The 24,937-nt window shown below is 74.4% G+C and carries 25 protein-coding genes; 13 read left to right on the forward strand and 12 right to left on the reverse strand.

All coding sequences use genetic code 11. The features are described 5' to 3' along the window. Positions 1 to 64 precede the first annotated feature (64 nt). The 3 genes from ACFRAV_RS04895 to ACFRAV_RS04905 all read left to right on the forward strand — a co-directional run bounded on the left by ACFRAV_RS04895 (position 65) and on the right by ACFRAV_RS04905 (position 3,665). Entirely contained in the window at positions 65 to 2,164 is a 2,100-nt protein-coding gene (locus ACFRAV_RS04895) for a trypsin-like peptidase domain-containing protein (RefSeq protein ID WP_382551689.1), read from the forward strand. A 189-nt stretch (positions 2,165 to 2,353) separates the two neighbouring features. Beyond that, entirely contained in the window at positions 2,354 to 2,818 is a 465-nt protein-coding gene (locus tag ACFRAV_RS04900) for a sec-independent translocase (protein ID WP_382551691.1), read from the forward strand. 193 nt (positions 2,819 to 3,011) lie between these two features. Then, positions 3,012 to 3,665 carry a hypothetical protein gene (locus ACFRAV_RS04905; RefSeq protein ID WP_382551692.1) on the forward strand — a complete coding sequence of 218 codons (654 nt, stop codon included), beginning with the start codon at positions 3,012 to 3,014 and terminating at the stop codon, positions 3,663 to 3,665. Positions 3,666 to 3,871: 206 nt separating this feature from the next. Here ACFRAV_RS04905 and ACFRAV_RS04910 read toward each other — a convergent pair whose 3' ends face one another. The 3 genes from ACFRAV_RS04910 to ACFRAV_RS04920 form a co-directional block, all read right to left on the reverse strand. Continuing rightward, positions 3,872 to 5,005, reverse strand: coding sequence for an Mrp/NBP35 family ATP-binding protein (locus ACFRAV_RS04910; protein WP_108954515.1), 1,134 nt, complete (start codon positions 5,003 to 5,005; stop codon positions 3,872 to 3,874). Between the two features lie 43 nt (positions 5,006 to 5,048). Then, positions 5,049 to 5,585, reverse strand: coding sequence for a DUF1003 domain-containing protein (locus tag ACFRAV_RS04915; RefSeq protein WP_382551860.1), 537 nt, complete (start codon positions 5,583 to 5,585; stop codon positions 5,049 to 5,051). A 115-nt stretch (positions 5,586 to 5,700) separates the two neighbouring features. Continuing rightward, complete coding sequence (locus ACFRAV_RS04920) at positions 5,701 to 7,017, reverse strand: magnesium transporter MgtE N-terminal domain-containing protein (protein WP_382551694.1); 1,317 nt, start codon at positions 7,015 to 7,017, stop codon at positions 5,701 to 5,703. Positions 7,018 to 7,253: 236 nt separating this feature from the next. Here ACFRAV_RS04920 and ACFRAV_RS04925 point away from each other — a divergent pair, with 236 nt between their 5' ends. Next, positions 7,254 to 7,976 (forward strand): hypothetical protein, encoded by a 723-nt coding sequence (locus tag ACFRAV_RS04925; protein WP_382551696.1) that lies wholly within the window; start codon positions 7,254 to 7,256, stop codon positions 7,974 to 7,976. Positions 7,977 to 8,076: 100 nt separating this feature from the next. Here ACFRAV_RS04925 and ACFRAV_RS04930 read toward each other — a convergent pair whose 3' ends face one another. Both ACFRAV_RS04930 and ACFRAV_RS04935 read right to left on the reverse strand, forming a co-directional pair. Next, positions 8,077 to 8,616, reverse strand: coding sequence for a hypothetical protein (locus ACFRAV_RS04930; protein WP_382551698.1), 540 nt, complete (start codon positions 8,614 to 8,616; stop codon positions 8,077 to 8,079). 22 nt (positions 8,617 to 8,638) lie between these two features. Then, a complete protein-coding gene (locus ACFRAV_RS04935) occupies positions 8,639 to 9,796 on the reverse strand; it encodes a magnesium and cobalt transport protein CorA (RefSeq protein WP_382551700.1) in 1,158 nt (385 codons plus the stop codon). Between the two features lie 558 nt (positions 9,797 to 10,354). Between ACFRAV_RS04935 and ACFRAV_RS04940 the strand changes: the two genes are divergently transcribed. The 4 genes from ACFRAV_RS04940 (at position 10,355) to ACFRAV_RS04955 (ending at position 13,521) form a co-directional block, all read left to right on the forward strand. Continuing rightward, positions 10,355 to 10,939, forward strand: a complete 585-nt coding sequence (locus tag ACFRAV_RS04940) for a suppressor of fused domain protein (RefSeq protein WP_382551702.1) — start codon at positions 10,355 to 10,357, stop codon at positions 10,937 to 10,939. Between the two features lie 169 nt (positions 10,940 to 11,108). Further along, positions 11,109 to 11,750, forward strand: a complete 642-nt coding sequence (locus ACFRAV_RS04945; protein WP_382551704.1) for a DUF6758 family protein — start codon at positions 11,109 to 11,111, stop codon at positions 11,748 to 11,750. A 132-nt stretch (positions 11,751 to 11,882) separates the two neighbouring features. Further along, positions 11,883 to 12,773, forward strand: coding sequence for a PHP domain-containing protein (locus tag ACFRAV_RS04950; RefSeq protein ID WP_382551706.1), 891 nt, complete (start codon positions 11,883 to 11,885; stop codon positions 12,771 to 12,773). Between the two features lie 142 nt (positions 12,774 to 12,915). Continuing rightward, on the forward strand, positions 12,916 to 13,521 hold the full coding sequence (locus ACFRAV_RS04955; protein ID WP_108954508.1) for a MarC family protein: 606 nt from the start codon (positions 12,916 to 12,918) through the stop codon (positions 13,519 to 13,521). A 93-nt stretch (positions 13,522 to 13,614) separates the two neighbouring features. Here the strand turns inward: ACFRAV_RS04955 and ACFRAV_RS04960 are convergent, their stop codons facing one another. Next, on the reverse strand, positions 13,615 to 13,767 hold the full coding sequence (locus tag ACFRAV_RS04960; protein WP_351114820.1) for a hypothetical protein: 153 nt from the start codon (positions 13,765 to 13,767) through the stop codon (positions 13,615 to 13,617). Positions 13,768 to 13,965: 198 nt separating this feature from the next. Here ACFRAV_RS04960 and ACFRAV_RS04965 point away from each other — a divergent pair, with 198 nt between their 5' ends. Beyond that, complete coding sequence (locus ACFRAV_RS04965; protein ID WP_382551708.1) at positions 13,966 to 14,871, forward strand: NYN domain-containing protein; 906 nt, start codon at positions 13,966 to 13,968, stop codon at positions 14,869 to 14,871. Positions 14,872 to 15,021: 150 nt separating this feature from the next. On the opposite strand, the gene ACFRAV_RS04970 is transcribed toward ACFRAV_RS04965, so the two are convergent. Further along, a complete protein-coding gene (locus ACFRAV_RS04970) occupies positions 15,022 to 15,927 on the reverse strand; it encodes an alpha/beta fold hydrolase (RefSeq protein ID WP_382551709.1) in 906 nt (301 codons plus the stop codon). Positions 15,928 to 16,008: 81 nt separating this feature from the next. Further along, entirely contained in the window at positions 16,009 to 18,255 is a 2,247-nt protein-coding gene (locus ACFRAV_RS04975) for a DEAD/DEAH box helicase (RefSeq protein ID WP_382551711.1), read from the reverse strand. 540 nt (positions 18,256 to 18,795) lie between these two features. Between ACFRAV_RS04975 and ACFRAV_RS04980 the strand changes: the two genes are divergently transcribed. Both ACFRAV_RS04980 and ACFRAV_RS04985 read left to right on the forward strand, forming a co-directional pair. Continuing rightward, entirely contained in the window at positions 18,796 to 18,933 is a 138-nt protein-coding gene (locus ACFRAV_RS04980; protein ID WP_382551712.1) for a hypothetical protein, read from the forward strand. Then, a complete protein-coding gene (locus ACFRAV_RS04985) occupies positions 18,920 to 19,675 on the forward strand; it encodes a ferritin-like fold-containing protein (protein WP_382551714.1) in 756 nt (251 codons plus the stop codon). The genes ACFRAV_RS04980 and ACFRAV_RS04985 overlap by 14 nt, the downstream gene beginning before the upstream one ends. Positions 19,676 to 19,809: 134 nt before the next feature. Here ACFRAV_RS04985 and ACFRAV_RS04990 read toward each other — a convergent pair whose 3' ends face one another. From ACFRAV_RS04990 to ACFRAV_RS05005, 4 genes are all read right to left on the reverse strand, one after another. Further along, complete coding sequence (locus ACFRAV_RS04990; protein ID WP_382551716.1) at positions 19,810 to 20,097, reverse strand: hypothetical protein; 288 nt, start codon at positions 20,095 to 20,097, stop codon at positions 19,810 to 19,812. Between the two features lie 130 nt (positions 20,098 to 20,227). Next, positions 20,228 to 20,455 carry a DUF3107 domain-containing protein gene (locus tag ACFRAV_RS04995; RefSeq protein WP_351114827.1) on the reverse strand — a complete coding sequence of 76 codons (228 nt, stop codon included), beginning with the start codon at positions 20,453 to 20,455 and terminating at the stop codon, positions 20,228 to 20,230. 133 nt (positions 20,456 to 20,588) lie between these two features. Further along, the gene (locus tag ACFRAV_RS05000; protein WP_108954502.1) at positions 20,589 to 21,230 is read right to left on the reverse strand and encodes a TetR/AcrR family transcriptional regulator; all 642 of its coding nucleotides are present in this window, start codon (positions 21,228 to 21,230) and stop codon (positions 20,589 to 20,591) included. Positions 21,231 to 21,498: 268 nt separating this feature from the next. After that, complete coding sequence (locus tag ACFRAV_RS05005) at positions 21,499 to 21,729, reverse strand: hypothetical protein (protein WP_382551719.1); 231 nt, start codon at positions 21,727 to 21,729, stop codon at positions 21,499 to 21,501. A gap of 280 nt (positions 21,730 to 22,009) precedes the next feature. Here ACFRAV_RS05005 and ACFRAV_RS05010 point away from each other — a divergent pair, with 280 nt between their 5' ends. Together ACFRAV_RS05010 and ACFRAV_RS05015 are read left to right on the forward strand one after the other, a co-directional pair. After that, entirely contained in the window at positions 22,010 to 23,062 is a 1,053-nt protein-coding gene (locus ACFRAV_RS05010; protein ID WP_382551721.1) for an alpha/beta fold hydrolase, read from the forward strand. 371 nt (positions 23,063 to 23,433) lie between these two features. Then, entirely contained in the window at positions 23,434 to 24,675 is a 1,242-nt protein-coding gene (locus tag ACFRAV_RS05015; protein ID WP_382551723.1) for a DUF3152 domain-containing protein, read from the forward strand. Positions 24,676 to 24,937 lie beyond the last annotated feature (262 nt).

Consider the following 24,937-nt stretch of genomic DNA (forward strand, 5'->3'; position numbering starts at 1 on the left):
ATTGAATCCGGACTGTGCCGCGAGGGCGGCGCGTCGACGAATCACGCCAGGTGTTGGGGAGAGCATGAACGAGGGCACGCCGGGGAAGTCCGCGAGGCCCAAGTGGTGGAGCCGCCCCCGCCCCGCCCCGGGACCCGACGCCTCCGGCGACTTCCCCCTCGCGGCCCCCGGGGCGACCGGACCGGACCCGGCGGCCCCCGGGCCCGCGGCCTCCGAGCCGGAGCCTTCCGGGCCGGTGTTTTCCGGGCCGCAGCCTTCCGGACCGGTGGCTCCAGGGCCGTCGGGCCTGGGGGAGGACCCGGGCGACCGGCAGGCCGCCCCGCAGGCGGCCGTGGCCCCGCAGGCCGCGGCTCCGCGCCCCCTGCACGAGCCCGATCACTACAGCACGCCCCCGTACGGCAACCCCGGCCCCTGGGCCCCCGCCCCGCCGGTCCAGCACCCCGCCACCCCCGCCGCGGGCACCCCGCTGGGCGGCGGTCACCTGCCCCCGACGCCCCCCACCCCAGTCCCTGCCGACAGTGCGGCCCAGGCGGCCCCTCGCATGGACCCCGCCGCCCCGGCCGGCCCTAGCGCCGACGAACGGTCCTGGACGTCCGCCCCTCCGCCGCAGCAGCCGCCCGTCCCGGCGGGCACGGCCTCCGGCGCCCCGGACCCGTACGCCCTGCCCGCCCCGTCGCAGCAGGCCGCCGCCCCCGCGTCCCCGGCGGGAGCGCCCGGCCCCGAGGGGCACGCCCCGGCCGGAGCCGTCCCCGCAACGCCGCAGGACGCCGCGTACGCGCCCGCGGCGGACCCTGCCCGGTCCACCGCGGCGCTCGCGCCCGAGGCCCACGGCACCCGGGCCCCCGCGACCGACGCCGCGTACGCGCCCCCCGCCCCCGACGCCCACGCCACACGAGCACCCGACCCCGACCCCGACCTCGCTCCCGACCCCGCCCCCGCAGGCCCCTGGAGCCGCTACGACCCCTGGGCCACCCCCGGGGCCGGACCGGCCGCCCCCGCGGCCCCCGCCCTGCCGCAGGGCGGCGCACAGGGCGCCAAGGCACCCTCCCGGCGGCGGGCGAGGCGCAGGCGCGCCCTCGTCGGCGGCGCCGTCGCGGTCGCCCTGGTGGCCGGGCTGGCCGGCGGCATGGCGGGCGTGTACCTGGAGCGCCACGGCGGCCTCGGCGTCGTCGAGCTCTCCCAGGCCCCCGTGGAGGACGTCCCCCGCGATCCGGACAGCGTCGCGGGGATCGCCCGGCGCGCCCTGCCCAGCGTGGTCACGCTGCACGTGCAGGGCAGCGGCCAGGCCGGCACCGGCACCGGTTTCGTGCTGGACGACCGCGGCCACATCCTGACCAACCGCCACGTCGTGGAGGCCGCCGAGGACGCGGGCGACGGCCGGATCGCCGTCACCTTCAGCGGCGGCGAGACCGCCCGCGCCGAACTGGTCGGCGGCGACTCCGGCTACGACCTGGCCGTGGTCCGGGTGAAGGGCGTCAAGGGCCTGCACCCGATGCCGCTGGGCAACTCCGACAACGTCCGGGTCGGCGACCCGGTGGTGGCCATCGGCGCCCCGTTCGACCTGGCGAACACCGTCACCGCGGGCATCATCAGCGCCAAGGAACGCCCCATCACGGCCGGCGAAGGCGACGGCGGCGACGTCTCGTACGTGGACGCGCTGCAGACCGACGCCCCGATCAACCCGGGGAACTCCGGCGGCCCGCTGCTCGACGGCCGGGGCCGGGTGATCGGCATCAACTGCGCGATCCGGTCGGCCGACACCGGCATCGACACCGACGACGGCAAGTCCGGCTCCATAGGCCTCGGCTTCGCCATCCCGGTGAACCAGGCCAAGCGGGTGGCCGAGGAGCTGATCAACGAGGGCGAGGCCACCCACCCGGTGATAGGCGTCACCCTCGACATGGCCTACGCCGGCGACGGCGCGCGGGTGCACACCAGCGGTTCCGGCGGCGGGTCCTCCGTGACTCCCGGCGGGCCCGGCGCCAAGGCGGGGCTGAAGGCCGGGGACGTGATCACCGCCGTGGACGGCGTCCGGGTGCACTCGGGCGACGAGCTCATCGTCAAGACCCGGGCCCACCGCCCCGGCGACCGCCTGGAGCTGACCGTGAAGCGCGACGGCGAGGAGCGGAGGATCACCCTGGTCCTCGGCTCCTCCGAGGACTGACCGGCCGCCCCGGCCCCCCTGCCACCGCCGCCGCCCCCGCGCGCACCGACCGCCACGGGGACGTCACCCGGCCGTCACCCCCGTGTGGCCCGGGATGTGTTGTATGCGTCAGAGGGTGTCGGGGCAGTACCGGTGGGGCGGGTTCGCCGGGTACCGTGGATCTGCCCCGGGACACGCAAGGAGCTTCAGGTGTTCAATGACATAGGATCGCTCGAGCTCATCACGCTCGTCGTCCTCGCCGTGCTCGTCTTCGGGCCGGAGAAGCTTCCGAAGGTCATCCAGGACATCTCCCGGACCATCCGGAAGATCCGCGAGTTCTCGGACAGCGCCAAGCAGGACATCCGCCAGGAGCTCGGCCCGGAGTTCAAGGACTTCGAGTTCCAGGACCTGAACCCCAAGACGTTCATCCGCAAGCAGCTGCAGAACGACGACCTCGGCCTCGGCGAGATCCGTGAGTCGCTCGACCTGAAGAAGGACATCCAGCAGCTCGCGGACCCGAGCATCGCCAACGACCCGTCGTACAGGTCCCCCGCGGCCGCCTCGCCGCCGCCCGCCGCGGCCACGTCCGGCCAGGCCGCCGGCCCGGTCGGCCTGGAGAAGAAGACGCCGGAGCCGGTCGCCGAGCGCCCTCCGTACGACCTCGACGCCACCTGATCACCGCCGCCCGGAACCGCCCCTCCGTCCGGCCGTACCCCCTTACCGTTCCGCGTCCGTCCGACCCACCCGGTCGGCGGTAATCCCGGACCGGTGAAGCGGGGTGGCTATGCTGCCGAGTTGTTGTGCGGACCGGCGGACGATTCTTCACCATCCCCCCGCGGTCCGGTGAAGAACGAGGAGGCGTCCGGGCATGGAGACGAGAAGTCGGGTAGGCGCGCAGGCGTCGGCGGTCGCGGGCGGGCGGACCGCCGCGGGCGGCAGCGGGGTCGACGGCTACCTGCGGGCGCCGTTCCCGTGGTACGGCCTCGACGACGCGTTCACCGGGGAGCGCTGGCTGATGCAGGTCGCCACCTCCACGGACGGCGCGGTCGAGCACGGTTCCCTCGGCCACGGCGACGAGCCGTCGGTGCGCTACGAGGCCGCCGAGGACAAGGAACGATTCGCCGTCGTGGTGACCGTGGCCGACCAGCCGGTCCGTCGCAGCGCCGACGGCACCGGCGTACTGGACGCCACCACCGTCTCCTCCGCCGCCTGGCTGGCCGGTCTGGGGCTGCTGTCCTACACCTGGCCCCTCCAGATGGACCACAGCCTGCGCGACGACTGGCTGGAACAGCAGACCGAGACGGCCTGGGTGCTCGCCGACGACCTGGAGAGCCCGGCCTGGACCACCCTGACGCTGCCGGTGGACGGCGAGGCGACCACCTTCCACTACCGGGAGTCGGAGTTCGGCTGGGTGCTGGCCGGCTCCACCGGCGACGGCGTCCACCTCGGGGCCTACGGGCGCGGGATGAGCGCCTACGGCCTCGGTTTCTCCGCCGTCGAGGACATCGACGCCTACGCCTGACCTGTCCCGCCCGGCCCACCTCGAAGGCCCCACGCCCCGGGCGACCCACGCCCTGGGCGAACCCACGCCCGGGCAGACGGTCGGGCGGCCAGGCCCGCCGGGCCGCCCGACGGCACCCCGGCACGACGACGAAGGGCGCCGTCCCGTCAGGACGGCGCCCCTGGTGCGCGGCCGCGGGCGGGCGGCCGGAGCGTGGGTCGGAAGGGTCAGAACTTGTTGCGCGGGGTGATCCCCAGCGACATGCCCGACAACCCGCGCTGACGCCCGCCGAGCTTGCCGGCGATGGCCCGCAGCGCGGCGCCCGCCGGGGAGTCGGGGTCGGTCAGCACCACCGGCTTGCCCTCGTCGCCGCCCTCGCGCAGACGCACGTCGATCGGGATCGAGCCGAGCACCGGCACCGTCGCACCGGTCGTGCGGGTCAGGCCGTCGGCGACCTTCTGGCCGCCGCCGGTGCCGAAGACGTCGACCATCTCGTCGCAGTGCGGGCACGGCAGGCCCGACATGTTCTCGACCACGCCGACGATCTTCTGGTGCGTCTGCACCGCGATCGAACCGGCCCGCTCGGCGACCTCCGCGGCGGCCTGCTGCGGCGTCGTGACGACCAGGATCTCCGCGTTCGGGACCAGCTGGGCCACCGAGATGGCGATGTCGCCGGTGCCGGGCGGCAGGTCGAGCAGCAGGACGTCGAGGTCGCCCCAGTACACGTCCGCCAGGAACTGCTGGAGCGCGCGGTGCAGCATCGGGCCACGCCACACCACGGGCGCGTTGCCCGGGGTGAACATGCCGATGGAGATGACCTTCACCCCGTTGGCCGAAGGCGGCATGATCATGTTCTCGACCTGGGTGGGCCGCCCGTCGGCGCCCAGCATCCGCGGCACCGAGTGGCCGTAGATGTCGGCGTCGACGACGCCGACCTTCAGGCCGTCCGCGGCCATCGCCGCGGCCAGGTTGACCGTCACCGAGGACTTGCCGACGCCGCCCTTGCCGGAGGCCACCGCGTACACCCGGGTCAGCGAGCCCGGCTTGGCGAAGGGAACCTCGCGCTCGGCGGTGCCGCCGCGCAGCGCGGCCGCCAGCTCCTTGCGCTGCTCGTCGCTCATCACGTCCAGCGTCACGTCGACCGAGGTCACGCCCTCGACGCGGGTGAGCGCGGACGTCACGTTGTCCGTGATGGTCCCGCGCATCGGACAGCCCGAGACGGTGAGGTACACCGTGACGGCGACCGCGCCGTCCTCGCCGATCTCCACCGACTTGACCATCCCGAGCTCGGTGATGGGCCGCTGGATCTCGGGGTCGTTCACCGTCGCCAGCGCTTCGCGCACCGCGTCTTCCGTAACCATAAGGACGATGGTACGGCCCTCGGAACGACGCCGGGCAGGGCCGTCAGCGGTCTTCTGCGTCACGTCCCCGCTCGTGGGCCGGGCGGTGCCCCGTGCGCTGCTCCTCCAGCTCCTTGAGCATGTCGTGCAGTTCCGAGCGGATCCAGTCGCGGGTGGCGACCTCGCCCAGGCCCATCCGCAGCGCCGCGATCTCCCGGGTCAGGTACTCGGTGTCGGCGATGGAGCGCTCGTTCTGCTTGCGGTCCTGCTCGAGGTTGACGCGGTCGCGGTCGTCCTGCCGGTTCTGCGCCAGCAGGATCAGCGGGGCCGCGTAGGACGCCTGCAGCGACAGCATCAGGGTCAGGAAAATGAACGGGTACTCGTCGAACCGCAGCGCCGAGGGCGCGGCGATGTTCCAGCCGACCCACAGGACGATCGCGAACGTCATCCACACCAGGAAGCGGCCGGTGCCCAGGAAGCGCGCGATCCGCTCCGAGACCCGTCCGAAGGCGTCCGGGTCCCACTCGGGCAGCAGCCGGCGGCGGGGGCCCAGCGGAAGGTCCAGGCGCTCGCGGGTGCGGGTGCCGGTGGCGCCCGCCATGGACCGCGCCTCGCGCGCCTCACGCCTGTCCCGGGTCTCGCGGCGCTCCCGGCCGTGCGCCGTCGCCCGGCCGCGGCCGGGGGTGCGCTCCTCGCCGTGCCGGCGGTCCTCGCGGTCAGCTGCCATCCGCGGTGGCCTCCTTCGGCGCCCCGGCGGGGTGCTCGGCGGCCGGCGGCTCCTCCTCCAGGTGGTACTCGGTCTCCCGCCAGTCCTCGGGCAGCATGTGGTCGAGGACGTCGTCCACGGTGACCGCGCCCAGCAACGACCCGTTCTCGTCGACCACGGGGGCCGCGACCATGTCGTAGGCCGCGAAGAAGCCCGCCACCACCGGCAGGTCGGCGGTGGGGGACAGCGCCTGCAGGTCGTCGTCGATGATCGAGCCGACCAGCGTGTACGGAGGGTCGCGCAGCAGCCGCTGGAAGTGGACGGTCCCGAGGTACTTGCCGGTGGGCGTGTCCTCCGGCGGGCGGCAGACGTAGACCTGCGCTGCCAGCGCGGGGGAGAGGTCGGCGTTGCGGACCCTGGCCAGCGCGTCGGCGACCGTGGCGTCCGGGCGCAGCACGATCGGCTCGGTGGTCATCAGACCGCCCGCCGTGCGGTCCTCGTAGGCCATCAGGCGGCGCATGTCGGCGGCGTCGTCGGGCCGCATCAGGCTCAGCAGCCGCTCCTTGTCGCCCTCCGGCAGCTCGGACAGCAGGTCGGCCGCGTCGTCCGGGTCCATCGCCTCCAGGACGTCGGCGGCGCGCTCCTCGGCGAGCTTGCCGAGGATCTCGATCTGGTCGTCCTCCGGCAGCTCCTCCAGCACGTCGGCCAGCCGGTCGTCGTCGAGCGCCGCGGCGACCTCGGCCCGGCGCTTGGCCGACAGGTGGTGCAGCACGTTGGCGAGGTCGGCGGGGCGCAGCTGCTCGAAGGTGGCCAGCAGGTTCTCCGCGCCCTGCCCCTTCTCCTCCAGGGACAGGCCGGTGACCGCGGACCACTCCACCAGGAACTGCTCGCCGGCCTTGCGGCGGAACGCGCCGCCGCGGCCGCCGCGCTGCACGAAGAGGCGGTCGACCTCCCACTCGCGCCGCGAGGACAGCTGCTGCACCGACAGGTCCAGGACGGTGACCTCCTCGCCGGTCTCCTCCAGCCGCACCCGCCGGTCCAGCAGCTCGCCGAAGACCAGCCGCTCGGGCGGCCGCTGCTCGAAGCGGCGCACGTTGAGCACGCCGGTGCTGATCACCTGGCCGGACTGGATGCCGGTGACCCGGGTCATCGGCAGGAAGATCCGCCGCCGGGTGGGCAGCTCCACGACCAGCCCCAGCAGGCGGGGAGCCTTGCGGCCCACCCGCAGCACCACGATCAGGTCGCGCACCCGTCCGACCTGGTCGCCGTTCGGATCGAACACGGCCACGCCCGCGAGGTGGGAAACGAAGATCCGCCCACCCGCCATGTACAGCCTCCTTCGTCAGGCCCGTCGTCGTCCCGTCCTTGCCCCGTGTTGCCCGGAAACGCCGCAGTGGGCGGGGATCAGGCTAGCCCGTACCGGTCCGGTACGCCCTGGTGAGGGGTCCGGACGGACTGCCTCCGTCTGCCCCGTCGGGCCCCCGGTACGCTGCCCCTCAGCCCGTCGAGACCGGATGAGAGGCAGCCGCGCCTGTGACCCCGATTCCCCAGCGTCGTACCCGCATGGCGTCCCGTGTCGCGGCGGTCTGCGCACTGGCCCTGGCGACGACGGGGCTCGCCGGGTGCGGGTCCGACCCGGACGAGGGGACCAACGGCGTCGGCAAGCTGGAGCCCGCCGCGATCCGCGACCGCGCGATGAAGGCGGCCGGCTCCGCGGGATCGGTGCACCTGTCCGGCACGGTGATCACCAAGGACGGGGGCGTCGAGCTGGACATGGAGCTGTCCGAGGGCGGCGGCCGCGGCGAGGTCACCTCCGGCGGCACCACCTTCGGTCTGCTGCGGATCGGGGAGACCCTGTACCTGCAGGCCGGCGCCGACTTCTGGAACCAGGCCGCGGGCGGCGACGGCAAGGGCGTCGAGGGCACCACGGCCGAGAAGCTGGACGGCAAGTTCGTGAAGGTGCCCGAGAAGGACCCGGCGTACAAGCGGTTCAGCGGCTTCACCGACATGGATACCCTGCTGGACGGGCTGCTCGCCCTCGACGGCAAGCCGGCGAAGGACGACTACCACGAGGTCGGCGACGTCCGGACGATCCGCCTCAAGGCCGACGACGGCGCCGGCGGGCGGATGGACGTCTCCCTGCAGGGGACGGCCTACCCGGTGCGCGTGGAGCGGCCCGGTGGCGGCGGCACCCTCCGGTTCACCGACTGGGACAAGCGGATCGACCTCAGCGAACCGCCGAAGAACAAGCAGGTCGACTACGGGCAGGACCTGCCCGAGACGTAGGCGGGCCCGCCGCCCGACAGCGGCGCGGCGGTGCGGCCGCCTCGCGGCAGAGGCGCGGTGTGCGGCCGCTCCGAGGCAGAGGCGCGGCGTGGCGGCCGGATCAGCTCCGGCGCCGACGGCGGAAGAGCAGGCGCGGCAGCGCCGCGGGGACGGGTTCGCGGGTGGTGGCCGTGGTGGGCAGCGGCGCGGCGGCCAGGGCGCCCTCGGGGGCGGGCAGCGCGGCCCCCAGCGGCTCCAGGCGCAGGACGCGGCACTCACGGGCCCACCGCCGCGGCATCTCCTCGGCGTCCGGGGCGTTGAGCCGCTTGCCCTTGAGCTCCCCGACGGCCTCCTCCCAGGCGTCGGAACCGGCCGCGAGCTCGGTGACCGCGGCCCGGCAGGACACCAGGCGCCCGCCCTTGTCCTTGGAACGCACCGTGAGGACCGCCTGCCCGCCGTCGGCCAGACCCGGCAGCGGCTGCTCGCCCGGCCCGTCGCCGGCCACGCAGACCGCGCCGTCGTGCCAGACGTGCCACAACGCCCGCTCGGGCCCTTCCGCGGAGCCCGTGGGGCGCACCCACACCAGCGCGGACTTCTTCGCGGCCTCCTCGACGAGGGCCCGGTCGAACAGCTCGTCCGTCTTGTCACCAGCGGTCGTCATGGCAGCAGCCTAGCGAGCCCGCCTAGAGCCACCCGTTGCGCTTCAGGGTGCGGTGGATGCCCAGACAGATGACCACCGTGAAGCCCATGACGACCGGGTAGCCGTACTTCCAGCCCAGCTCCGGCATGTGCTCGAAGTTCATCCCGTAGACGCCGCAGACCATGGTCGGCACCGCGACGATCGCCGCCCAGGAGGTGATCTTGCGCATGTCCTCGTTCTGAGCGACCGACGCCTGCGCCAGGTTGGCCTGCAGGATTGAGTTCAGCAGCTCGTCGAAGCCGATCACCTGCTCCTGCACCCGGGCCACGTGGTCGGCGACGTCGCGGAAGTACTTCTGGATGTCCGGGTCGATCAGGCGCATCGGCCGCTCGCTGAGCAGCTGCATCGGCCGCAGCAGCGGGGCCACCGCCCGCTTGAACTCCAGCACCTCGCGCTTGAGCTGGTAGATCCGCCCCGCGTCGGTGCCGCGCGGCGCGCTGCCTCGGCGGCCGGGGCTGAAGACCTCGGTCTCCACGTCGTCGATGTCGTCCTGCACCGCGTCGGCGACCGCGAGGTAGCCGTCCACCACGTGGTCGGCGATCGCGTGCAGCACCGCCGAGGGGCCCTTGGCCAGCAGCTCCGGGTCCTCCTCCAGCCGGCGCCGCAGGGAGCGCAGCGACCCCCGGTCGCCGTGCCGCACGGTGATCAGGAAGTCCCGGCCGGTGAAGCACATGATCTCGCCGGTCTCGATGACCTCGCTGTCCTGCGTGAGGCAGTCGTGCTCGACGTAGTGCACCGTCTTGTAGACGGTGAAGAGGCTGTCGTCGTAGCGCTCCAGCTTGGGCCGCTGGTGGGCCTGGACGGCGTCCTCGACGGCCAGCGGGTGCAGCCCGAACTCGGCGGCGATGCCCGCGAATTCGTCCTGCGTGGGCTCGTGCAGGCCGATCCAGACGAAGCCGCCGTCGCGCCGCGCGGCGCGCATCGCCTCCTGCGGGGTCGGCGTGGAGTCCAGGAGGACGCGGCGCCCGTCGCGGTAGATGCCGCAGTCGACGACGGCCGAGGGCGTGGGCGGGGCGGGCAGGACCGCCGGATCCAGGTGGGCCAGGGCCGCGGCGCCCCGCCGGGACGGCCGGACGCGTACCGAGCGGGCGACGCGCTCGGAGGGACGGACCGCTGCGCGCAGGTCTCGGATCATCGACATGGCGGGGCTCCTTCGCTTTCGGCAACGAAAGGCCGAGCGTCCGACGGCCGGCTCCCCGGAGCCTCGTGACGCGGACGTCCGCCGTCACCCATGGGTCCGGCACGTCCGTGAAGCGGGGAGCGCCGCACCGTAGCGGCGTTCGAGCAGTCGCTGCTGATGCAGATCGAAAAGATCGACAAAGATCAGGCAGGCGAAACGAAGTGCTCTTCCCCGGCGTGGAGGAATCGGCTGACACCGCCGTGCTGAGCCAGGGGGCGGTGGGAGCGGCGAGAACGCCGGAGCCGCGTCAGCGGCCGGAAGAGCGGGTGGTACTGCACGGTCGACTTCGGTCCATCGCAGCCCCACCTCCTCCGGCCGGTCCCTCGTGAGGGACGATCCATTCCCCTGGTGGGAGAGCGCGCGGAGCGGCTCTCAGGGGGAGTATGACTGGCGTTCGGGACTCGATCGCGACGCTTGGCGTGCTGTCCCGGACTGCGGCCAGACTATCAGCCGAGGTGACTGTCAAGGTCTCCGCCCGTCCCCGCTTTGCGCGTTCCGGACGAGTTCTATGCTCGCCGCATGGCTGATGTTCTTCCCCTGGTCGAGGCGCGTCTGCGGACCGCGCTGGGCGAACCCGGCGCCCGGGCCGCCGTCACCTTCCTCGGCACGGACCGCGTCGAGGTGCTCCGTTTCACCGAGGGGGACCTCGTCCGCTACGCCACGCTCGGGATGTCCGCGCACCCGATGAGCGACCCCACGGCGATGGTCGCGGACCCGGTGAAGGGACCGCGGGCCGAGCTGGTGCTGTCCGTGCGGGGCGGCGTCGCGGACACCGACAAGGTGCTCCGCCCACTGGCCGTGCTCGCCGCCTCTCCGCAGGTGGAGGGACTTGTCGTGGCGCCGGGCGGATCGCTGGACGTGGGCGAGCCGCTGTGGCCCGGGGCCCCCTTCACCTCCGTCCTGGTGGGGGAGCCCGGCGGGCTGGTCGAGGACCTGGAGCTGGACGCGCCGCTCGACCCGGTGTGCTTCCTGCCGCTGCTGCCGATGACCCCGAACGAGGCCGCCTGGAAGCGGGTGCACGGCGCGCAGGCGCTGCAGGAGCGGTGGCTGGCCCGCGGTACCGATCTGCGCGACCCGCTGCGCCGGTCGGTCGCCCTCGACTGAGTGACCGAAGTCACGCCGGGAAACGTGTCAACGGACGGCCGGAAGACGCCAGTTGGGACCTGGGTGCCTCGGGCCGACGACGCGCGCCGGATCGCGCGCCACGCCGACCGGCCGCCGGACGGGTGATCGTCCTTGACGCGGCGCGGCCCAGGGAGGACCGTGGGACCTTATGAGGGGCGAACCCAGTTGCCCGAAGTGCGGTGGCCGGGTCAGGGCTCCCGGACTCTTCGCCGACGCGTGGCAGTGCGACGTGCACGGGGCGGTGCATCCGATGCAGCCCGTGATCCCGCCGAGCGTCGAGGCCCTCGGTGTGGTGGTGAACCGCACCCGGGTCCCCGTCTGGATGCCGTGGCCGCTCCCGGTCGGCTGGCTGTTCACCGGCGTGGCCGGCGCGGGCGACGACCGCAGTGGCGGGCGCGCCTCGGCGGTCGCCTGCTCCGGTCCGGGGCCGCTGGGCGGCATGGGTGAGCTGATCCTGGTGGCCGAGGAGCTCGGCGTCGGCCTCGGCGCCCGTTACGCGGGGATCGACGGACCGGACCCGGGCCCGCACATCGACATCGGCAAGCCCGCCGAGGCCAAGCTGCACGCGGCCGGCCGGCCCACCCCGATGTGGCTGGTGGAGGGCGCCCCGGAGGACCGCGCGGTCTTCGCCGGCGAGGCGCTGGGCATGTGGCTGTGGGCTGTGGTGTGGCCCGAGCAGTCCGGACTCCTGATGTACGAGGAACTGGTCCTCACCGACCTGCGCGAGGCGGGGGCCGAGATCGAGCTGGTGCCGTGCGGGGCGCTCTCGCCGCGCCTCCTCGAACCCTGACGCGTCCGGCGGCGGCCCTGCGGACGGCCGCCCTCGTGTGGCATGCTCGCGACAGGTAAGTATCACCCACTCGGACGACCCCCTATCCTTGTGTCGACCTGTCCGTGCAAACCCTCGTCCGCTGGAGTCGCCGTGCGCATCGACCTGCACTGCCACTCCACCGCGTCCGACGGCACCGACACCCCCGCCGAACTGGTGCGGGCCGCGGCCGCCTCTGGTCTGGACGTGGTCGCGCTGACCGACCACGACACCACCCGGGGCCACGCCGAGGCGCTCGCCGCGCTCCCCGAGGGCCTCACCCTCGTCACCGGCGCCGAGCTCTCCTGCCGCTGGGCCGAGCCCGGGTCCGAGCCGGGCGACGGGACGTCGCTGCACATGCTGGCGTACCTCTTCGACCCCGAGGAGCCCGCGCTGCTCGCCGAGCGCGAGCTGGTGCGCGACGACCGCGTGCCGCGCGCCCGCGCCATGGTGGCGCGGCTGCGCGAGCTGGGCGTCGACGTCACCTGGGAGCAGGTCGCCCGCATCGCCGGCGACGGCTCCGTGGGCCGCCCGCACGTGGCCACCGCCCTGGTCGAGCTGGGCGTCGTCGCCTCCGTCGACGAGGCCTTCAGCGGGCACTGGCTGGCCGACCGCGGCAGGGTCTGGGTGCCCAAGCACGAGACCGACCCCTTCGAGGCGATCCGCCTGGTCAAGGCGGCCGGCGGCGTCACCGTCTTCGCCCACCCCGGCGCCTCCAAGCGGGGCCGGACGGTGCCGGAGTCCGCGATCGCCGCCATGGCCGAGGCCGGACTGGACGGCGTCGAGGTCGACCACATGGACCACGACCCGGTCACCCGGGCCCGGCTGCGCGGCCTCGCCGCCGAACTGGGCCTGCTGGTCACCGGCTCGTCCGACTACCACGGCACCCGCAAGACCTGCGTCCTCGGCGAGAACCTCACCGACCCCGAGGTCTACGGCGAGATCATCCGCCGTGCCTGGGGCGCGTTCCCGGTCCCGGGCGCCGGCGGACCCTCCGCCGCCTGACCCGGCGCAGCGGACCCATCCGGTCCGCAGCCCCGCCGCGCCCGGCCTCCCTCACCCCCCACGTCCCACGCCGCGTCGCGCCGTGCCCTGCCCGGGCGCGCCCCGACGGCGGCGTTCCGCACCATCCGCAAGGCCATTCACCGTGTTCGACGTCGCCGTTTTTGGTTCCCTCTTCCTGACCCTCTTCGTGATCATGGACCCGCCCGGGGTCACCCCGATCTTCCTCGGCCTCACCGCGGGCCGGCCCACCGCCGTCCAGAAGCGCATGGCGCTGCAGGCGGTCCTGGTGGCCGGCGGCGTGATCGCCCTCTTCGGCCTGACGGGCCAGCACATCCTCGACTACCTGCACATCTCGGTGCCCGCCCTGATGATCGCGGGCGGCGTGCTGCTCCTGCTGGTCGCGCTCGACCTGCTCACCGGCAAGACCGACGAGCCGCAGCAGACCAAGGACGTCAACGTGGCCCTGGTGCCGCTGGGCATGCCGCTGCTGGCCGGCCCCGGCGCCATCGTCTCGGTGATCCTCGCCGTCGAGAAGGCGGGCGACGTCGGCGCGCAGGTCGGCGTGTGGACGGCGATCCTCGCCATCCACGTGGTGATCTGGCTGGTCATGCGCAACTCGCTGCTGGTGGTCCGCCTGATCAAGGAGGGCGGCGTGGTCCTGGTGACCCGGCTGTCGGGCATGCTGCTCGCCGCCATCGCCGTGCAGCAGATCATCAACGGCGTGACCCAGGTGGTCCAGGGCTCCTGAGGCCGGGGCCGCGGCAGGCCGGAAAAGCACTGCGGCCCGGTGGGCAGCCTCCTTCGTGGGGGCTGCCCGCCGGGCCGCGGTGGTTCGGAAATGTTATGAGGCCGCCGTGTCGGCCGGTCGGATCCAGAGGCGCTGGCCGATCTCGGCGGCCTGCTGCACGATCCCGTTGACGGAGGCGGCGTCCACGACGGTGCTGTCGACCGGTCGGCCGCTGGCGTCGTCGAGACGCAGAATCTCGAAGCGCATGCTTCTCCCTTCCCACGTCGGTATGTACCGGGTACAACACCCGAACCGGGCGGGAAGATTCCCTAGCTAAGGAAAAATTTTGGCCGCCTAAGTAAGTAGGCGCATACCCGCAGCTCAGGGGACCATGCGGGCGCGTGGCCGGAACCGGGTGAGACCGGTTGTGTCCGCTCCGTGACCGCCGGGACAATGGGCCCCGGTATGAATGACGACCTCGCGGCGCTGACCGCAAGCATCGAGAGCACCAACGAGTTGCTCAGGCGTGTCCTTTCCGCACTGGACAGGACGCAGTCCGCGCCGCAGTCCACCCACGCCCTCTTCGTTGACGCCGGCTACCTCTACGCCGCCGCCGGCCGGCTGGTGGTGGGCACCGAGGACCGGCGGGCCTTCGAACTGGACACCGAGGGAGTGATCGCCGCGCTGATCGACAAGGCCGCGCTCCTCTTCCAGGACAGCCGGCTGCTGCGGGTGTACTGGTACGACGGCGCCCGCCGTCGCATCCACACCGCCGAGCAGCAGGCGATCGCCGAACTGCCCGACGTCAAGGTCCGCCTCGGCAACCTCAACGCCAACAACCAGCAGAAGGGCGTCGACGGGCTGATCCGCTCCGACCTGGAGGCCCTGGCCCGCAACCGGGCCATCACCGACGCCACGCTGCTCGGCGGTGACGAGGACCTGGTGCCGGCCGTGGAGGCGGCGCAGGAGTACGGCGCGCGCGTCCACCTGTGGGGCATCGAGGCTCCGGACGGCCGCAACCAGGCCGAGCCGCTGCTCTGGGAGGTCGACAGCGAGCGCACCCTGGACCTGCAGTTCCTCAAGCCCTACGTCTCGCGCCGGGCCACGGTCGCCTTCGAGGCGGCGGCGGCCCGTCCCACCTGGGAGGACGTCCGGTTCGTCGGCGCGCAGATCGCCGCGCGCTGGCTCGCCGAGCGCGGGCCGGAGGCGATGGAGGCGCTGCTGACCGAGCAGCCGTACCTGCCCGGGTCCGAGGACCAGGCCCTGCTGGTGCAGGCCGAGGGGCTGCTCGGCTACTCCCTGCGCGGGCAGTCCGACCTGCGCAGGGCGCTCAGGGACGGCTTCTGGGACCGCCTGCGCACCGTGCGCTGAGCCGGTCCACCGGCACGCGGTGCGCGGTCCACGGGCACGCGGTGCGCGGTGCGTGTCGCGGTGCGTGGTGCTGCCGTGCGGCGACGGGGCGTCGGGTGGGCCCTCGCGCGCCGAGCCGTCGCGCGCGGCGGCCTCCGGCGCCTGGTGCGGTCAGCCGCCGGCGGTGGGGGACGGGCCGTCGAGCGGGACGTCGTCCCAGAAGCCGGCGATCGCGCGGGCGGTCTCCGCGGGGCGGTCCACGTTGGGGGAGTGCTCCGCGCCCTCGACGACGGTGCGGCGGGCCCCGAGACGGACGGCCATGTCGTCGAAGAGCTCCACCGGCCACACGTCGTCGCGGGCGCCGGAGAGGACGTGACAGGGCAGGCCCACGGCGGCGAGCTCCCCGACCCGGTCCGGCTCCTCGCACAACTGGCGCCCGGTGGCCAGCAGCTGCGCCGGACGGGTGCGCAGCCAGCGTTCCCGCAGCGGGACGGTGTCGGGCTGCTCGGCCAGCACCTCGGGCGCGACGGTGGCCTCCATCGCCTGCATGACGTCCCAGACCTGCTCCATCGACAGCGAGGACAGCGCCTCGCGGAGCATGGTGACGCGCTGCCGCTGGGAGTCGGAGATGTGGGCCGGACCCGAGGACATCAGCGTGAGGCTGCGGAACGGGGAGGCGTCCCGCAGGACGGCGGCGCGGGAGATCTGCCCGCCGAGCGAGTGCCCCAGCAGATGGATCCGGGCGCCCGCCGCCTCCGCCAGGGTGTGGCCCTGGGAGAGCAGGTCCTGGGCCAACTCGCTCTGCGCGTACGCCTTCTCGTCGTGGTCGGGCCCCTCCGACTCGAATTGTCCGCGCCCGTCCACGGCCACCGTGCGGTAGCCGCGGGCCGCGAGCGGGGCGTGCAGCGCGATGAAGTCCTCCTTGCTGCCGGTGTACCCGGGCAGCAGCAGGGCGGTGCCGCGGTGCGCCGCGCCGGGGGCGGAGGGCATCTCGATCGCGGCGAACTCCCCGCGCGAGGTGGCCAGTTGGAACGCGCGCGCGCCGGGCGGGGGAGTGAAGGTGTCGGGCCTGCTCATGGCGGTCAGAGTACCGAGCGGGCCGGGGAACGCCGACGGCCCGGCTCCCCCGAGGGGGAGCCGGGCCGTCGGGCGGGAGCCTCAGCTCTCGGCCGGCTGCGCGGCCTTGCGGGGCGTGCGGCGGCGCGGCTTGGTCTGCGCCTCCTCGCCCGCCTGGGCGGGGATCTCGGCGACCGGGGCCGCCTCGGCCGTCTTGCGGGTCCGGCGGCGCGGCGCTGCCTCCACGGCCTCGACCGTGTCGGCCACGGCCGGGGCGGGGGCCTTGCGGGTGCGGCGGCGCGGCTTGGCCTCGGCGTCGGCCGGGGCCTCCACCGGGGTGACCTCGGCGGTCTCCGCGGGGGCGGCGGCCTTGCGGGTGCGGCGCTTCGGCGCGGCCTCCACCGGGGCCTCGACCGTGTCGGCCACGGCCTCGACCGGGGCGGCGGCCTTGCGGGTGCGGCGCTTCGGCGCGGCCTCCACGGCCTCCACGGTGTCCGCGACGGCCTCGGCCTGCGCCGGGGCGGGGGCCTTGCGGGTGCGGCGGCGCGGCTTGGCCTCGGCGTCGGCCGGGGCCTCCACCGGGGTGACCTCGGCGGTCTCCGCCGGGGCGGCGGCCTTGCGGGTGCGGCGCTTCGGCGCGGCCTCCACGGCCTCGACCGTGTCCAGCACGGCCTCGGCCTGCGCGGGAGCGGCGGCCTTGCGGGTCCGGCGGCGCGGCGCGGCCTCGGGCTCCACGGGGGCGGCCTCGGCGACCGGCGCGGTCTGCGCGGCGGCCTCCGTCACGACGCCCTCGGCGGCGCCGGCGCCCGCACGGGTCCGGCGACGGCGGCGCGGGGCGGCCTCGGTGCCCTCGGCCGTCTCGACGGCCGCCTGAGCGGCGGGAGCCGCTGCCTGGACGGGGACCTCGACGGGAGCTTCCACGGCGGCGGTCGCCGCGGCGGCGGCCTGGCTCACCGGGGCGCCGTTGCGGGTGCGGCGACGGCGACGTGGGGTGCGCGGAGCGCGCTCGCCCTCGGCGGCCTCCGTCGCACCGGAGCCCTCGCCCTGCGACGGACGCTCGTCACGGGAGCCGCGGTCGCCGCGGGACGGACGCTCGTCACGCCCGCCACGGCCACGGCCGCCACGCCCACCGCGGTCACGGTCGCCTTTGCGGCCGCCCGGCTCGCCCAGGTCCTCGATCTCCTCGGCGCCGAGGCCCGCACGCGTCCGCTCGGAGCGCGGCAGTATGCCCTTGGTGCCCTCGGGGATGTTCAGGTCCGAGAAGAGGTGCGGCGACGTCGAGTACGTCTCCACCGGGTCGTTGAAGCCGATGCCCAGCGCCTTGTTGATGAGCTGCCAGCGCGGGATGTCGTCCCAGTCGACGAAGGTGACCGCGGTGCCCTTGGCCCCGGCGCGGCCGGTGCGGCCGACGCGGTGCAGGAAGGTCTTCTCGTCCTCGGGGGACTGGTAGTTGATGACGTGCGTGACGCCCTCGACGTCGATGCCGCGCGCGGCGACGTCGGTGCAGACCAGCACGTCGACCTTGCCGTTGCGGAAGGCCCGCAGCGCCTGCTCACGGGCACCCTGGCCCAGGTCGCCGTGCACGGCGCCGGCGGCGAACCCCCGCCGCTGCAGCTGGTCGGCGATGTCGGCGGCGGTGCGCTTGGTGCGGCAGAAGATCATCGCCAGCCCGCGGCCCTCGGCCTGCAGGATGCGGGCGACCATCTCGGGCTTGTCCATGTTGTGCGCGCGGTAGACGAACTGCTTGGTGTTCGCGACCGTCTTGCCCTCGTCGTCCGGCGACGTGGCGCTGATGTGCGTGGGCTGCGACATGTAGCGGCGGGCCAGGCCGATGACCGCGCCCGGCATGGTCGCCGAGAACAGCATGGTCTGGCGCTTGGCCGGAAGCATGTTGATGATCTTCTCGACGTCCGGCAGGAAGCCCAGGTCGAGCATCTCGTCGGCCTCGTCGAGGACCAGGCTGCGGACGTGCTTGAGGTCGAGCTTCTTCTGGCCGGCCAGGTCGAGCAGCCGGCCCGGGGTGCCGACGACCACGTCGACGCCCTTCTTGAGGGCCTCGACCTGCGGCTCGTAGGCGCGGCCGCCGTAGATCGCCAGGACGCGGACGTTGCGGACCTTGCCGGCGGTCTGCAGGTCGTTGGTGACCTGGGTGCAGAGCTCGCGGGTGGGGACCACGACCAGCGCCTGCGGCGCCTCGGTCAGGTCCTCCGGCTTCGCCCGCCCGGCCTCGACGTCGGCGGGGACGGTGACCCGCTCCAGGAGCGGCAGGCCGAAACCGAGGGTCTTGCCCGTGCCGGTCTTGGCCTGGCCGATGACGTCCGAGCCCGAGAGGGCAACGGGGAGCGTCATCTCCTGGATGGGGAAGGGGGTGACGATGCCGACGGCCTCGAGGGCCTCGGCCGTCTCAGGAAGAATTCCGAGATCGCGGAACGTGGTAGTCAGGGTGCTGCCTCTTCTGTGTGCGCGGCGCGAGGCGAGCGCGGGGGATCAACCGTGTCGAGCACGGCCGTACCGAACCGGAAGGACGTCGTCGGCCCTGCTTCGGGGCGGGCCTGTGGCACGGGACCACGCCGACGCTCCAGCACTCGTACCGCTGAGGGTCCCCTCCGTGGCCGCACGCGGAAGGCATGCGGGCGAGGAGGGCTGTCGGGTCGGAGCCGATCGGGCCACCGACCGGGCATCCTCATTCATGCGGCCCGCCGGATACGAGCGGGCGCAATACCACCATACCCCGGAATCGCGCACATGCGACGGTCGATTCGGTGACGTTGTGGTCCTCACACCACCCCGGCGCGCGCCGTGCGCCTCCGCGCCCGCGCCCGCCCGCGGCGTCGGTCCGCCGGTGCGCGGCATGCCCGTACGTCACCGCCCCGGGCGTGCCGCCGTGACGTGCAGGACGGCGGCGGGGGCGACGAGGAGAACGACTGCGCCGACGACTGCGCGGACGACTGCGCGGACGACGAGGAGGACGGTGACGGCCGGGGCGCCGGGCGGGCGGACTATCGTTCGTTTCATGACGACGCCTGACAACGCCACCGGCCAGACCGACGCCCCCGCTCCGGACGCCGCGACCCAGAAGGTCGCCGCGCAGACCTGGGAGCAGGCCTCCGCAGACCCCCAGTACCGCGCCGCCGTCGTGGACCTGCTGGGAGCGCTCGCGTACGGCGAGCTGTCGGCGTTCGAGCGGCTCGCCGAGGACGCGAAGCTGGCGCCGACCCTGGCCGACAAGGGCGAGCTGGCCAAGATGGCCTCCGCGGAGTTCGGCCACTTCGACCGGCTGCGGGCGCGCCTCGCGGAGATCGACGTCGACCCGGAGGAGGCGATGGCCCCGTTCGTCGCGGCCCTGGACGGCTTCCACCGGCAGACGGCGCCCTCCGACTGGCTGGAGGGCCTGGTCAAGGCCTACGTCGGCGACTCGATCGCGGCCGACTTCTATCGCGAGGTCGCGGTGCGGCTGGACTCCGACACCCGCGAGCTGGTGCTGGCGGTGCTCGACGACCTCGGCCACGCGGAGTTCGCCGTGGAGAAGGTGCGGGCGGCCATCGAGGTGGACCCGCGGGTCGGCGGGCGCCTCGCGCTGTGGGCGCGCCGGCTGATGGGCGAGGCGCTGTCGCAGTCCCAGCGGGTGGTCGCGGAGCGGGACGCGCTCTCCACCATGCTGGTCGGCGGCGTCGCGGACGGCTTCGACCTCGCGGAGGTGGGCCGGATGTTCTCCCGGATCACCGAGGCCCACACCAAGCGCATGGCCGCCCTGGGGCTCGCCGCCTGACGTTCCCGGCAGCGGGCGGCGCGGGGAGCGCCCTGTGAGGGGCGCGGGGAACCGCGCGAGGCCGGCTGCCGCGCGGCTGCGCGGCGTGGAGGTCTTCCGGTTCCGCGGAGGCCGGTGTCCGGGCCGCCGGCCGCTCAGGCCGCCGGGGGACGGGCGGCGGGTCGGCGGCGGGCTCCGGTGTGCTGCGGGCGCAGCAGCAGCGAGACCGCGGCCGCGGACAGCGCCGCCGCACCGAGCAGCAGGGGCGCGACGCGGCCGGGGGCCAGGGCCGCGTACGTGACCAGCGTGCCGAGCAGGGCGCCCGCCACCCCCGTGGGCACGACCACGCCCGCGGGCGGCAGCCGGTGCGGGAGCCGGTGGACGGCCGCGTAGGCGAGCAGGAGCCCGATGAGCACCGAGGCCGGCGCCGCGAGGAAGAACATGACGGGTCCCTTCACCAGGAGCGTGCACGGAAGGTCCCCGTGTGACTACCCGCCCATCACGTCCCGCACACGCCGAAGGGCCGGACGGCTCAACGCCGTCCGGCCCTTCACGTGCGCGTCCGCCCGCCGATTACAGCGCGCCGAAGCCCACCTTGCGGGGAGCCGGCTCGCCCAGCTCGACGTACGCGAGACGGTCCGCCGGGACCAGGACCTTGCGGCCGTGCTCGTCCACCAGGGTCAGCAGCGCCGACTTGCCGGCGAGCGCCTCGGCCACGAGCCGCTCGACCTCCTCGGCGCTCTGACCGCTCTGCAGAACGATCTCGCGGGGCGCGTGCTGCACGCCGATCTTGACCTCCACGGCCTTGTCCCTCCGACGGTCAGTGGTGCGCGGACATCTCGCTTCCGTCCGCGCCGTACCCCGGACACATTAGTCCAGGCGGGGCCCTTCCCGGGGTGTCGCCGGTCGCCGGGCCCGCGGGGGCCCGGCCCGCTCAGGCGTTCTCGGTGCCGTGCAGCGGGAACCCGGCGATGCCGCGCCAGGCGAGCGAGGCCAGCAGCTGCACCGCCTTGTCCCGCGGCACGCTGCGGTCGCTGTGCAGCCAGGCCCGCGCCACCACCTGGGCGAGACCGCCCAGACCGGAGGCCAGCAGCATCGACTCCTCGCGGGAGAGCCCGGTGTCCTCGGCGATGACGTCGCAGATCGCCTCGGCGCACTCGTTGGTCACCTTGTCCACGCGCTCGCGCACCGCGGGCTCGTTGGTCAGGTCCGACTCGAAGACCAGGCGGAACGCGCCGCCGTCGTCCTCCACGTACGCGAAGTAGGCGTCCATGGTCGCCCGGACGCGCTGCTTGTTGTCGTGCGTGGAGGCGAGCGCCGCGCGCACCGACTCGATCAGCGCGGCGCAGTGCTGGTCCAGCAGGGCCAGGTACAGCTCGAGCTTGCCGGGGAAGTGCTGGTACAGCACCGGCTTGCTGACGCCCGCCCGCTCGGCGATGTCGTCCATGGCGGCGGCGTGGTAGCCCTGGGCGACGAAGACCTCCTGCGCCGCCCCCAGGAGTTGGTTGCGCCGGGCTCGGCGCGGAAGCCGGGTGCCGCGCGGGCGTGCCGCCTCTGTCTGCTCGATGGCTGTCACGCCGCCTCCCAAGATCGTCCGTGCGCGGCGTGGGCCGCAGCACCATCGTACTTTTCGGTAACCGTCCTGTGCGTCCTGCGACCGGAGAAATTCACCGGGCGGTGAGAGACCCCCGAGGGCGGGGCGACGCAGGTGGCACGGACGGCCGTTCCGGGCCGGTCCGCCGGGCGGCTCCCGGGGCGGTTCCGAGGGTGCTTCCCGGGACGTTTCCCCCGGGCGCACCGGCCGTCCCGAACCCGTGCGAGGCCTCGTCCGGCGGCCCCCGCGGTCAGCGGTAGTCGTCCTCGTCGAGTTCCACCACCCTCGCCTGCTCGGCGAGGTCCGCCTCGGCGGCGCGGTCGCCCGCCTCGCCGCGTACCGGCTCGTCCTCGGCGGGCCGGACGTCCGCGAGCTGTTCGGCCGCGTCGTGCTCGGGGGCCTCGACGTCGATCTCCGGGGCGGCTTCCTCCTGCTCCTCCTCGTGGACGAAGGTGTCCGGGTCGGTCGGGTCGACAGGCATGGTGGGGCTCCCTTCGGTGGGGTTCCGGTCCGTGTCGTCCGGTGCGGCGGACCGCTCCGGACGGGGTGCCCTGTGAGGTCGAGCCTAGGAGACACCCGGCGCAGGCGCGATGCCTCCGCGTGCGGATGTGTGCCCGGGGCCGCCCGGATCACACCGGCCCGTCCGCGGGGATCCGGGCGGGCGGGCGGAATCGCACCGGTCCGTCGGTTGTGACCGCCCCCACACCACCGGGGGCCGCCGGTGCGCCTGGCGGCGCGTGATCGTCTCGTAACATTGGCGCATGTCTTCGACCGATGCCCCCGTCCCGCCCGCAGGCACCGTGCTGCCCCGGGTGGGCCCGGTCGCCGCGGCCGGCGAGCGGATCAGGCCGGTCGCGCTGCGGGGCGTGACCCTGTCGGTCCGCTCCCGTCCGGCCTCGCGCGAGGGCGTCGAGCCGGCGCTGTTCGTGCACGGGCTGGGCGGCTCGTCGCAGAACTGGTCGGCGCTGATGCCGCTGCTGGACGACCTGCTCGACTGCGAGGCCGTCGACCTGCCCGGCTTCGGCGACTCGCCGCCGCCGGACGACGGCGACTACTCGATCGCCGGCCACACCCGCGCCGTCGTCCGCTACCTGGAGCGGTCCGGGCGCGGCCCGGTGCACCTCTTCGGCAACTCGATGGGCGGCGCCGTCGCCACCAAGGTCGCGGCGCTCCGCCCCGACCTGGTGCGCACGCTGACCCTGGTCTCGCCCGCGCTGCCGGAGCTGCGCGTGCAGCGCAGCGCGGTGCCGACCGGACTGATGGCGGTGCCCGGCGCGACGGTCCTGTTCACCCGCCTGACCCGCGGATGGACGGCCGAGCAGCGGGTGCGCGGCGTGCTGGGGCTGACCTACGGGGACCCCGGACGGGTGACCGAGGAGGGTCTGGCCGCCGCGGTGGCGGAGATGGAGCGGCGGCAGCGACTGCCGTACTTCTGGGACGCCATGACCCGTTCGGCCCGCGGCATAGTCGACGCGTACACCCTGGCCGGACGGCACCGGCTGTGGCGACACGCCGAGCGTGTCGCCGCGCCCACCCTGCTCGTCTACGGGGGCCGTGACCGGCTGGTCTCCTTCCGGATGGCCCGCCGGGCGGCCCGCGCGTTCCGCGGATCGCGGTTGCTGGCGCTGCCGGAAGCCGGACATGTGGCCATGATGGAGTGCCCGGACACGGTCGCCCGGGCCTTCCGCGAGTTCCTCGCCGACGCCGACGCCGACACCGGCGCCGGCACGGTCGGGGAGTCCGGTGGGGACGCCCGGGAACACCGTCCGGGCGAGACCGACGATGTCCTGGCCGTGACAGACACCGAAAGCTGAGGGAGCGCGTGGGACGGCACAGTCGCCGGGGGCCGGCCAGGCCCGCAGATGCCGCGAGCCCGGCCGCGGCCGCCCCTCACGACCCGCGGGGCGCCGCAGGCGTCGTCGGGGCGTCGCGTTCCGCCGGGGCGTCCGGCCCGGCCGGGGCGTCCGGCGTCCAGGACGCCGAGGACGCCTGGAGCCCCTGGGAGCCGCCCCCGCGTCAGGCTCCCGGGGCGCCCCCGCCGTCGGCCCACGGCCGGGGCGGTCCGCCGCCCCCCGCGCCCTCCGCGCGCGGCGGCCACCCCGAGGACCACGGCGGGCGGCCCCGGAGCGGGCCCTCCCACGGCGGGCGGCCGCAGGATCACGGCGGCCACCGCCAGGGGTACGACGTGCGGTCCCCGGACCAGGGCGGGCTGCCCGGGTACGGGTCGCGCGGGCCGCGGGAGCAGGGCGGCGGCTGGGACACCTGGGCGGAGCAGCCCCGTGACCTGGTGGCCCGGACCGAGGGCCTGGCCGCGATGGACCAGCGGCCCCCGTACTACGACACGCTCGACGACCGCGACCGCTACCGGCCGTCCGCCGGGCCCGGTGCGCCGGGCGGCCGCGGCGCCGCGACGCGCACCGGGGGCGGTGACGGCCCCGGGGCCGACGGCGGCCCCGGGTTCGGTGGCGGTCCGGCGTTCCCCGACGGGCCCCGGTATCCGGAGGGGCCCGGCGGTCGCGCGGGCGGTCCGGGCGGTCCGGGCGACGACGACGACGATCTGGCGCCGTCCGCGTCCCGTCCGGCACCACGCCGCGTCGGTCCGCGACGCGGGCGGAAGGGCCGCCTGTTCACCGGCGCGCTCGCGCTCGCGGTGCTGGTGGTCCTCGGGGTCACCGTCTCCGAGCAGGTCGCCGACGACCGGGCCCACTCGGTGCGCGGCGCGCACGCCGCCGGGGTGTCGGGGGCGTCGGGGGAGAAGGGGCAGCCCGTGGACGTCACGGACCCCTCCCCGCTGCCGTCGGCCTGGAACCTGGACGGTCTCTCCTACAAGCAGCGGATGGGCCTGGTCTACGACCTCAGTCCTACGCTCGCGGGCCCCGGAACCTTCACCTCGGTGCCGGGCACCGAGGAACCTCCGCGTGAGGGCGACGAGTTCACCTACCGTGTGGACATCGAGGACGAACTGGGCCTGAACGGGGAGCTGTTCGCGAAGGCCGTGCACAAGACGCTGAATGACGACCGCAGTTGGGCGCACGACGGCCTGGCGTTCAAGCGGGTCCCCAAGGGCGCCGACAAGGCTCCCGACTTCGTGATCACCCTCGCCAGCCCGGGCACCACCGCCGAGTGGTGCGCCCGGTCCGGCCTGGACACCACCGTCGACAACGTCTCCTGCGACTCCGCGTCCACCTCCCGCGTGATGATCAACGCCTACCGCTGGGCGCGGGGTTCGGAGACCTACGGCGACCGGCTCATCCACTCGTACCGGCAGATGCTGATCAACCACGAGGTGGGCCACCGCCTGGGCTACGGGCACGTGGAGTGCGTCAAGGACGGCGGACTGGCTCCCGTGATGCAGCAGCAGACGAAGTTCCTGGACCACGACGGCGTCCACTGCAGGCCGAACGCCTGGGCCTACCCGAACGGCTGAGCGGCGCGGCCGACTCGGACGACTGACCCGGGCGTTCGGCGCATGCGCCCGCGCGCGCACGGCGCGCGACCATACCGTCGCTGTGCGCTACAAAACGCACCGTGAAAGGGAAAGTTACGGGCGTTCACCCCTTCCGGTGGCGGGGGGGGGCGACCCGCCCCCCCCCCCCCCCCCAGAAACCCCCCAACGAGAACCCCCCCCCCGGGCCGAACTCGTCACCCCAAACAGGAGCGCCCCCCCCACGGGCGTCCAGGGCAGCCCC

The sequence above is a fragment of the Streptomyces sp. NPDC056600 genome (genome assembly GCF_042792855.1).
Taxonomy (GTDB): Bacteria; Actinomycetota; Actinomycetes; order Streptomycetales; family Streptomycetaceae; genus Streptomyces.

What these genes read in the sequence shown, in the direction of transcription:
- ACFRAV_RS04930 (WP_382551698.1), bottom strand. Translation starts at nt 8,616, where the DNA reads ATGACGACCGCTGGTGACAAGACGGACGAGCTGTTCGACCGGGCCCTC.
- ACFRAV_RS04910 (WP_108954515.1), bottom strand. Translation starts at nt 5,005, where the DNA reads ATGGTTACGGAAGACGCGGTGCGCGAAGCGCTGGCGACGGTGAACGAC.
- ACFRAV_RS04990 (WP_382551716.1), bottom strand. Translation starts at nt 20,097, where the DNA reads ATGTTCTTCCTCGCGGCGCCGGCCTCGGTGCTCATCGGGCTCCTGCTC.
- ACFRAV_RS04905 (WP_382551692.1), top strand. Translation starts at nt 3,012, where the DNA reads ATGGAGACGAGAAGTCGGGTAGGCGCGCAGGCGTCGGCGGTCGCGGGC.
- ACFRAV_RS04920 (WP_382551694.1), bottom strand. Translation starts at nt 7,017, where the DNA reads ATGGCGGGTGGGCGGATCTTCGTTTCCCACCTCGCGGGCGTGGCCGTG.
- ACFRAV_RS04965 (WP_382551708.1), top strand. Translation starts at nt 13,966, where the DNA reads ATGAATGACGACCTCGCGGCGCTGACCGCAAGCATCGAGAGCACCAAC.
- ACFRAV_RS04985 (WP_382551714.1), top strand. Translation starts at nt 18,920, where the DNA reads ATGACGACGCCTGACAACGCCACCGGCCAGACCGACGCCCCCGCTCCG.
- ACFRAV_RS05010 (WP_382551721.1), top strand. Translation starts at nt 22,010, where the DNA reads ATGTCTTCGACCGATGCCCCCGTCCCGCCCGCAGGCACCGTGCTGCCC.
- ACFRAV_RS05005 (WP_382551719.1), bottom strand. Translation starts at nt 21,729, where the DNA reads ATGCCTGTCGACCCGACCGACCCGGACACCTTCGTCCACGAGGAGGAG.
- ACFRAV_RS04945 (WP_382551704.1), top strand. Translation starts at nt 11,109, where the DNA reads ATGAGGGGCGAACCCAGTTGCCCGAAGTGCGGTGGCCGGGTCAGGGCT.
- ACFRAV_RS04915 (WP_382551860.1), bottom strand. Translation starts at nt 5,585, where the DNA reads ATGGCGGGCGCCACCGGCACCCGCACCCGCGAGCGCCTGGACCTTCCG.
- ACFRAV_RS04925 (WP_382551696.1), top strand. Translation starts at nt 7,254, where the DNA reads ATGGCGTCCCGTGTCGCGGCGGTCTGCGCACTGGCCCTGGCGACGACG.
- ACFRAV_RS04935 (WP_382551700.1), bottom strand. Translation starts at nt 9,796, where the DNA reads ATGTCGATGATCCGAGACCTGCGCGCAGCGGTCCGTCCCTCCGAGCGC.
- ACFRAV_RS04970 (WP_382551709.1), bottom strand. Translation starts at nt 15,927, where the DNA reads ATGAGCAGGCCCGACACCTTCACTCCCCCGCCCGGCGCGCGCGCGTTC.
- ACFRAV_RS04895 (WP_382551689.1), top strand. Translation starts at nt 65, where the DNA reads ATGAACGAGGGCACGCCGGGGAAGTCCGCGAGGCCCAAGTGGTGGAGC.
- ACFRAV_RS04960 (WP_351114820.1), bottom strand. Translation starts at nt 13,767, where the DNA reads ATGCGCTTCGAGATTCTGCGTCTCGACGACGCCAGCGGCCGACCGGTC.
- ACFRAV_RS04975 (WP_382551711.1), bottom strand. Translation starts at nt 18,255, where the DNA reads ATGACGCTCCCCGTTGCCCTCTCGGGCTCGGACGTCATCGGCCAGGCC.
- ACFRAV_RS04940 (WP_382551702.1), top strand. Translation starts at nt 10,355, where the DNA reads ATGGCTGATGTTCTTCCCCTGGTCGAGGCGCGTCTGCGGACCGCGCTG.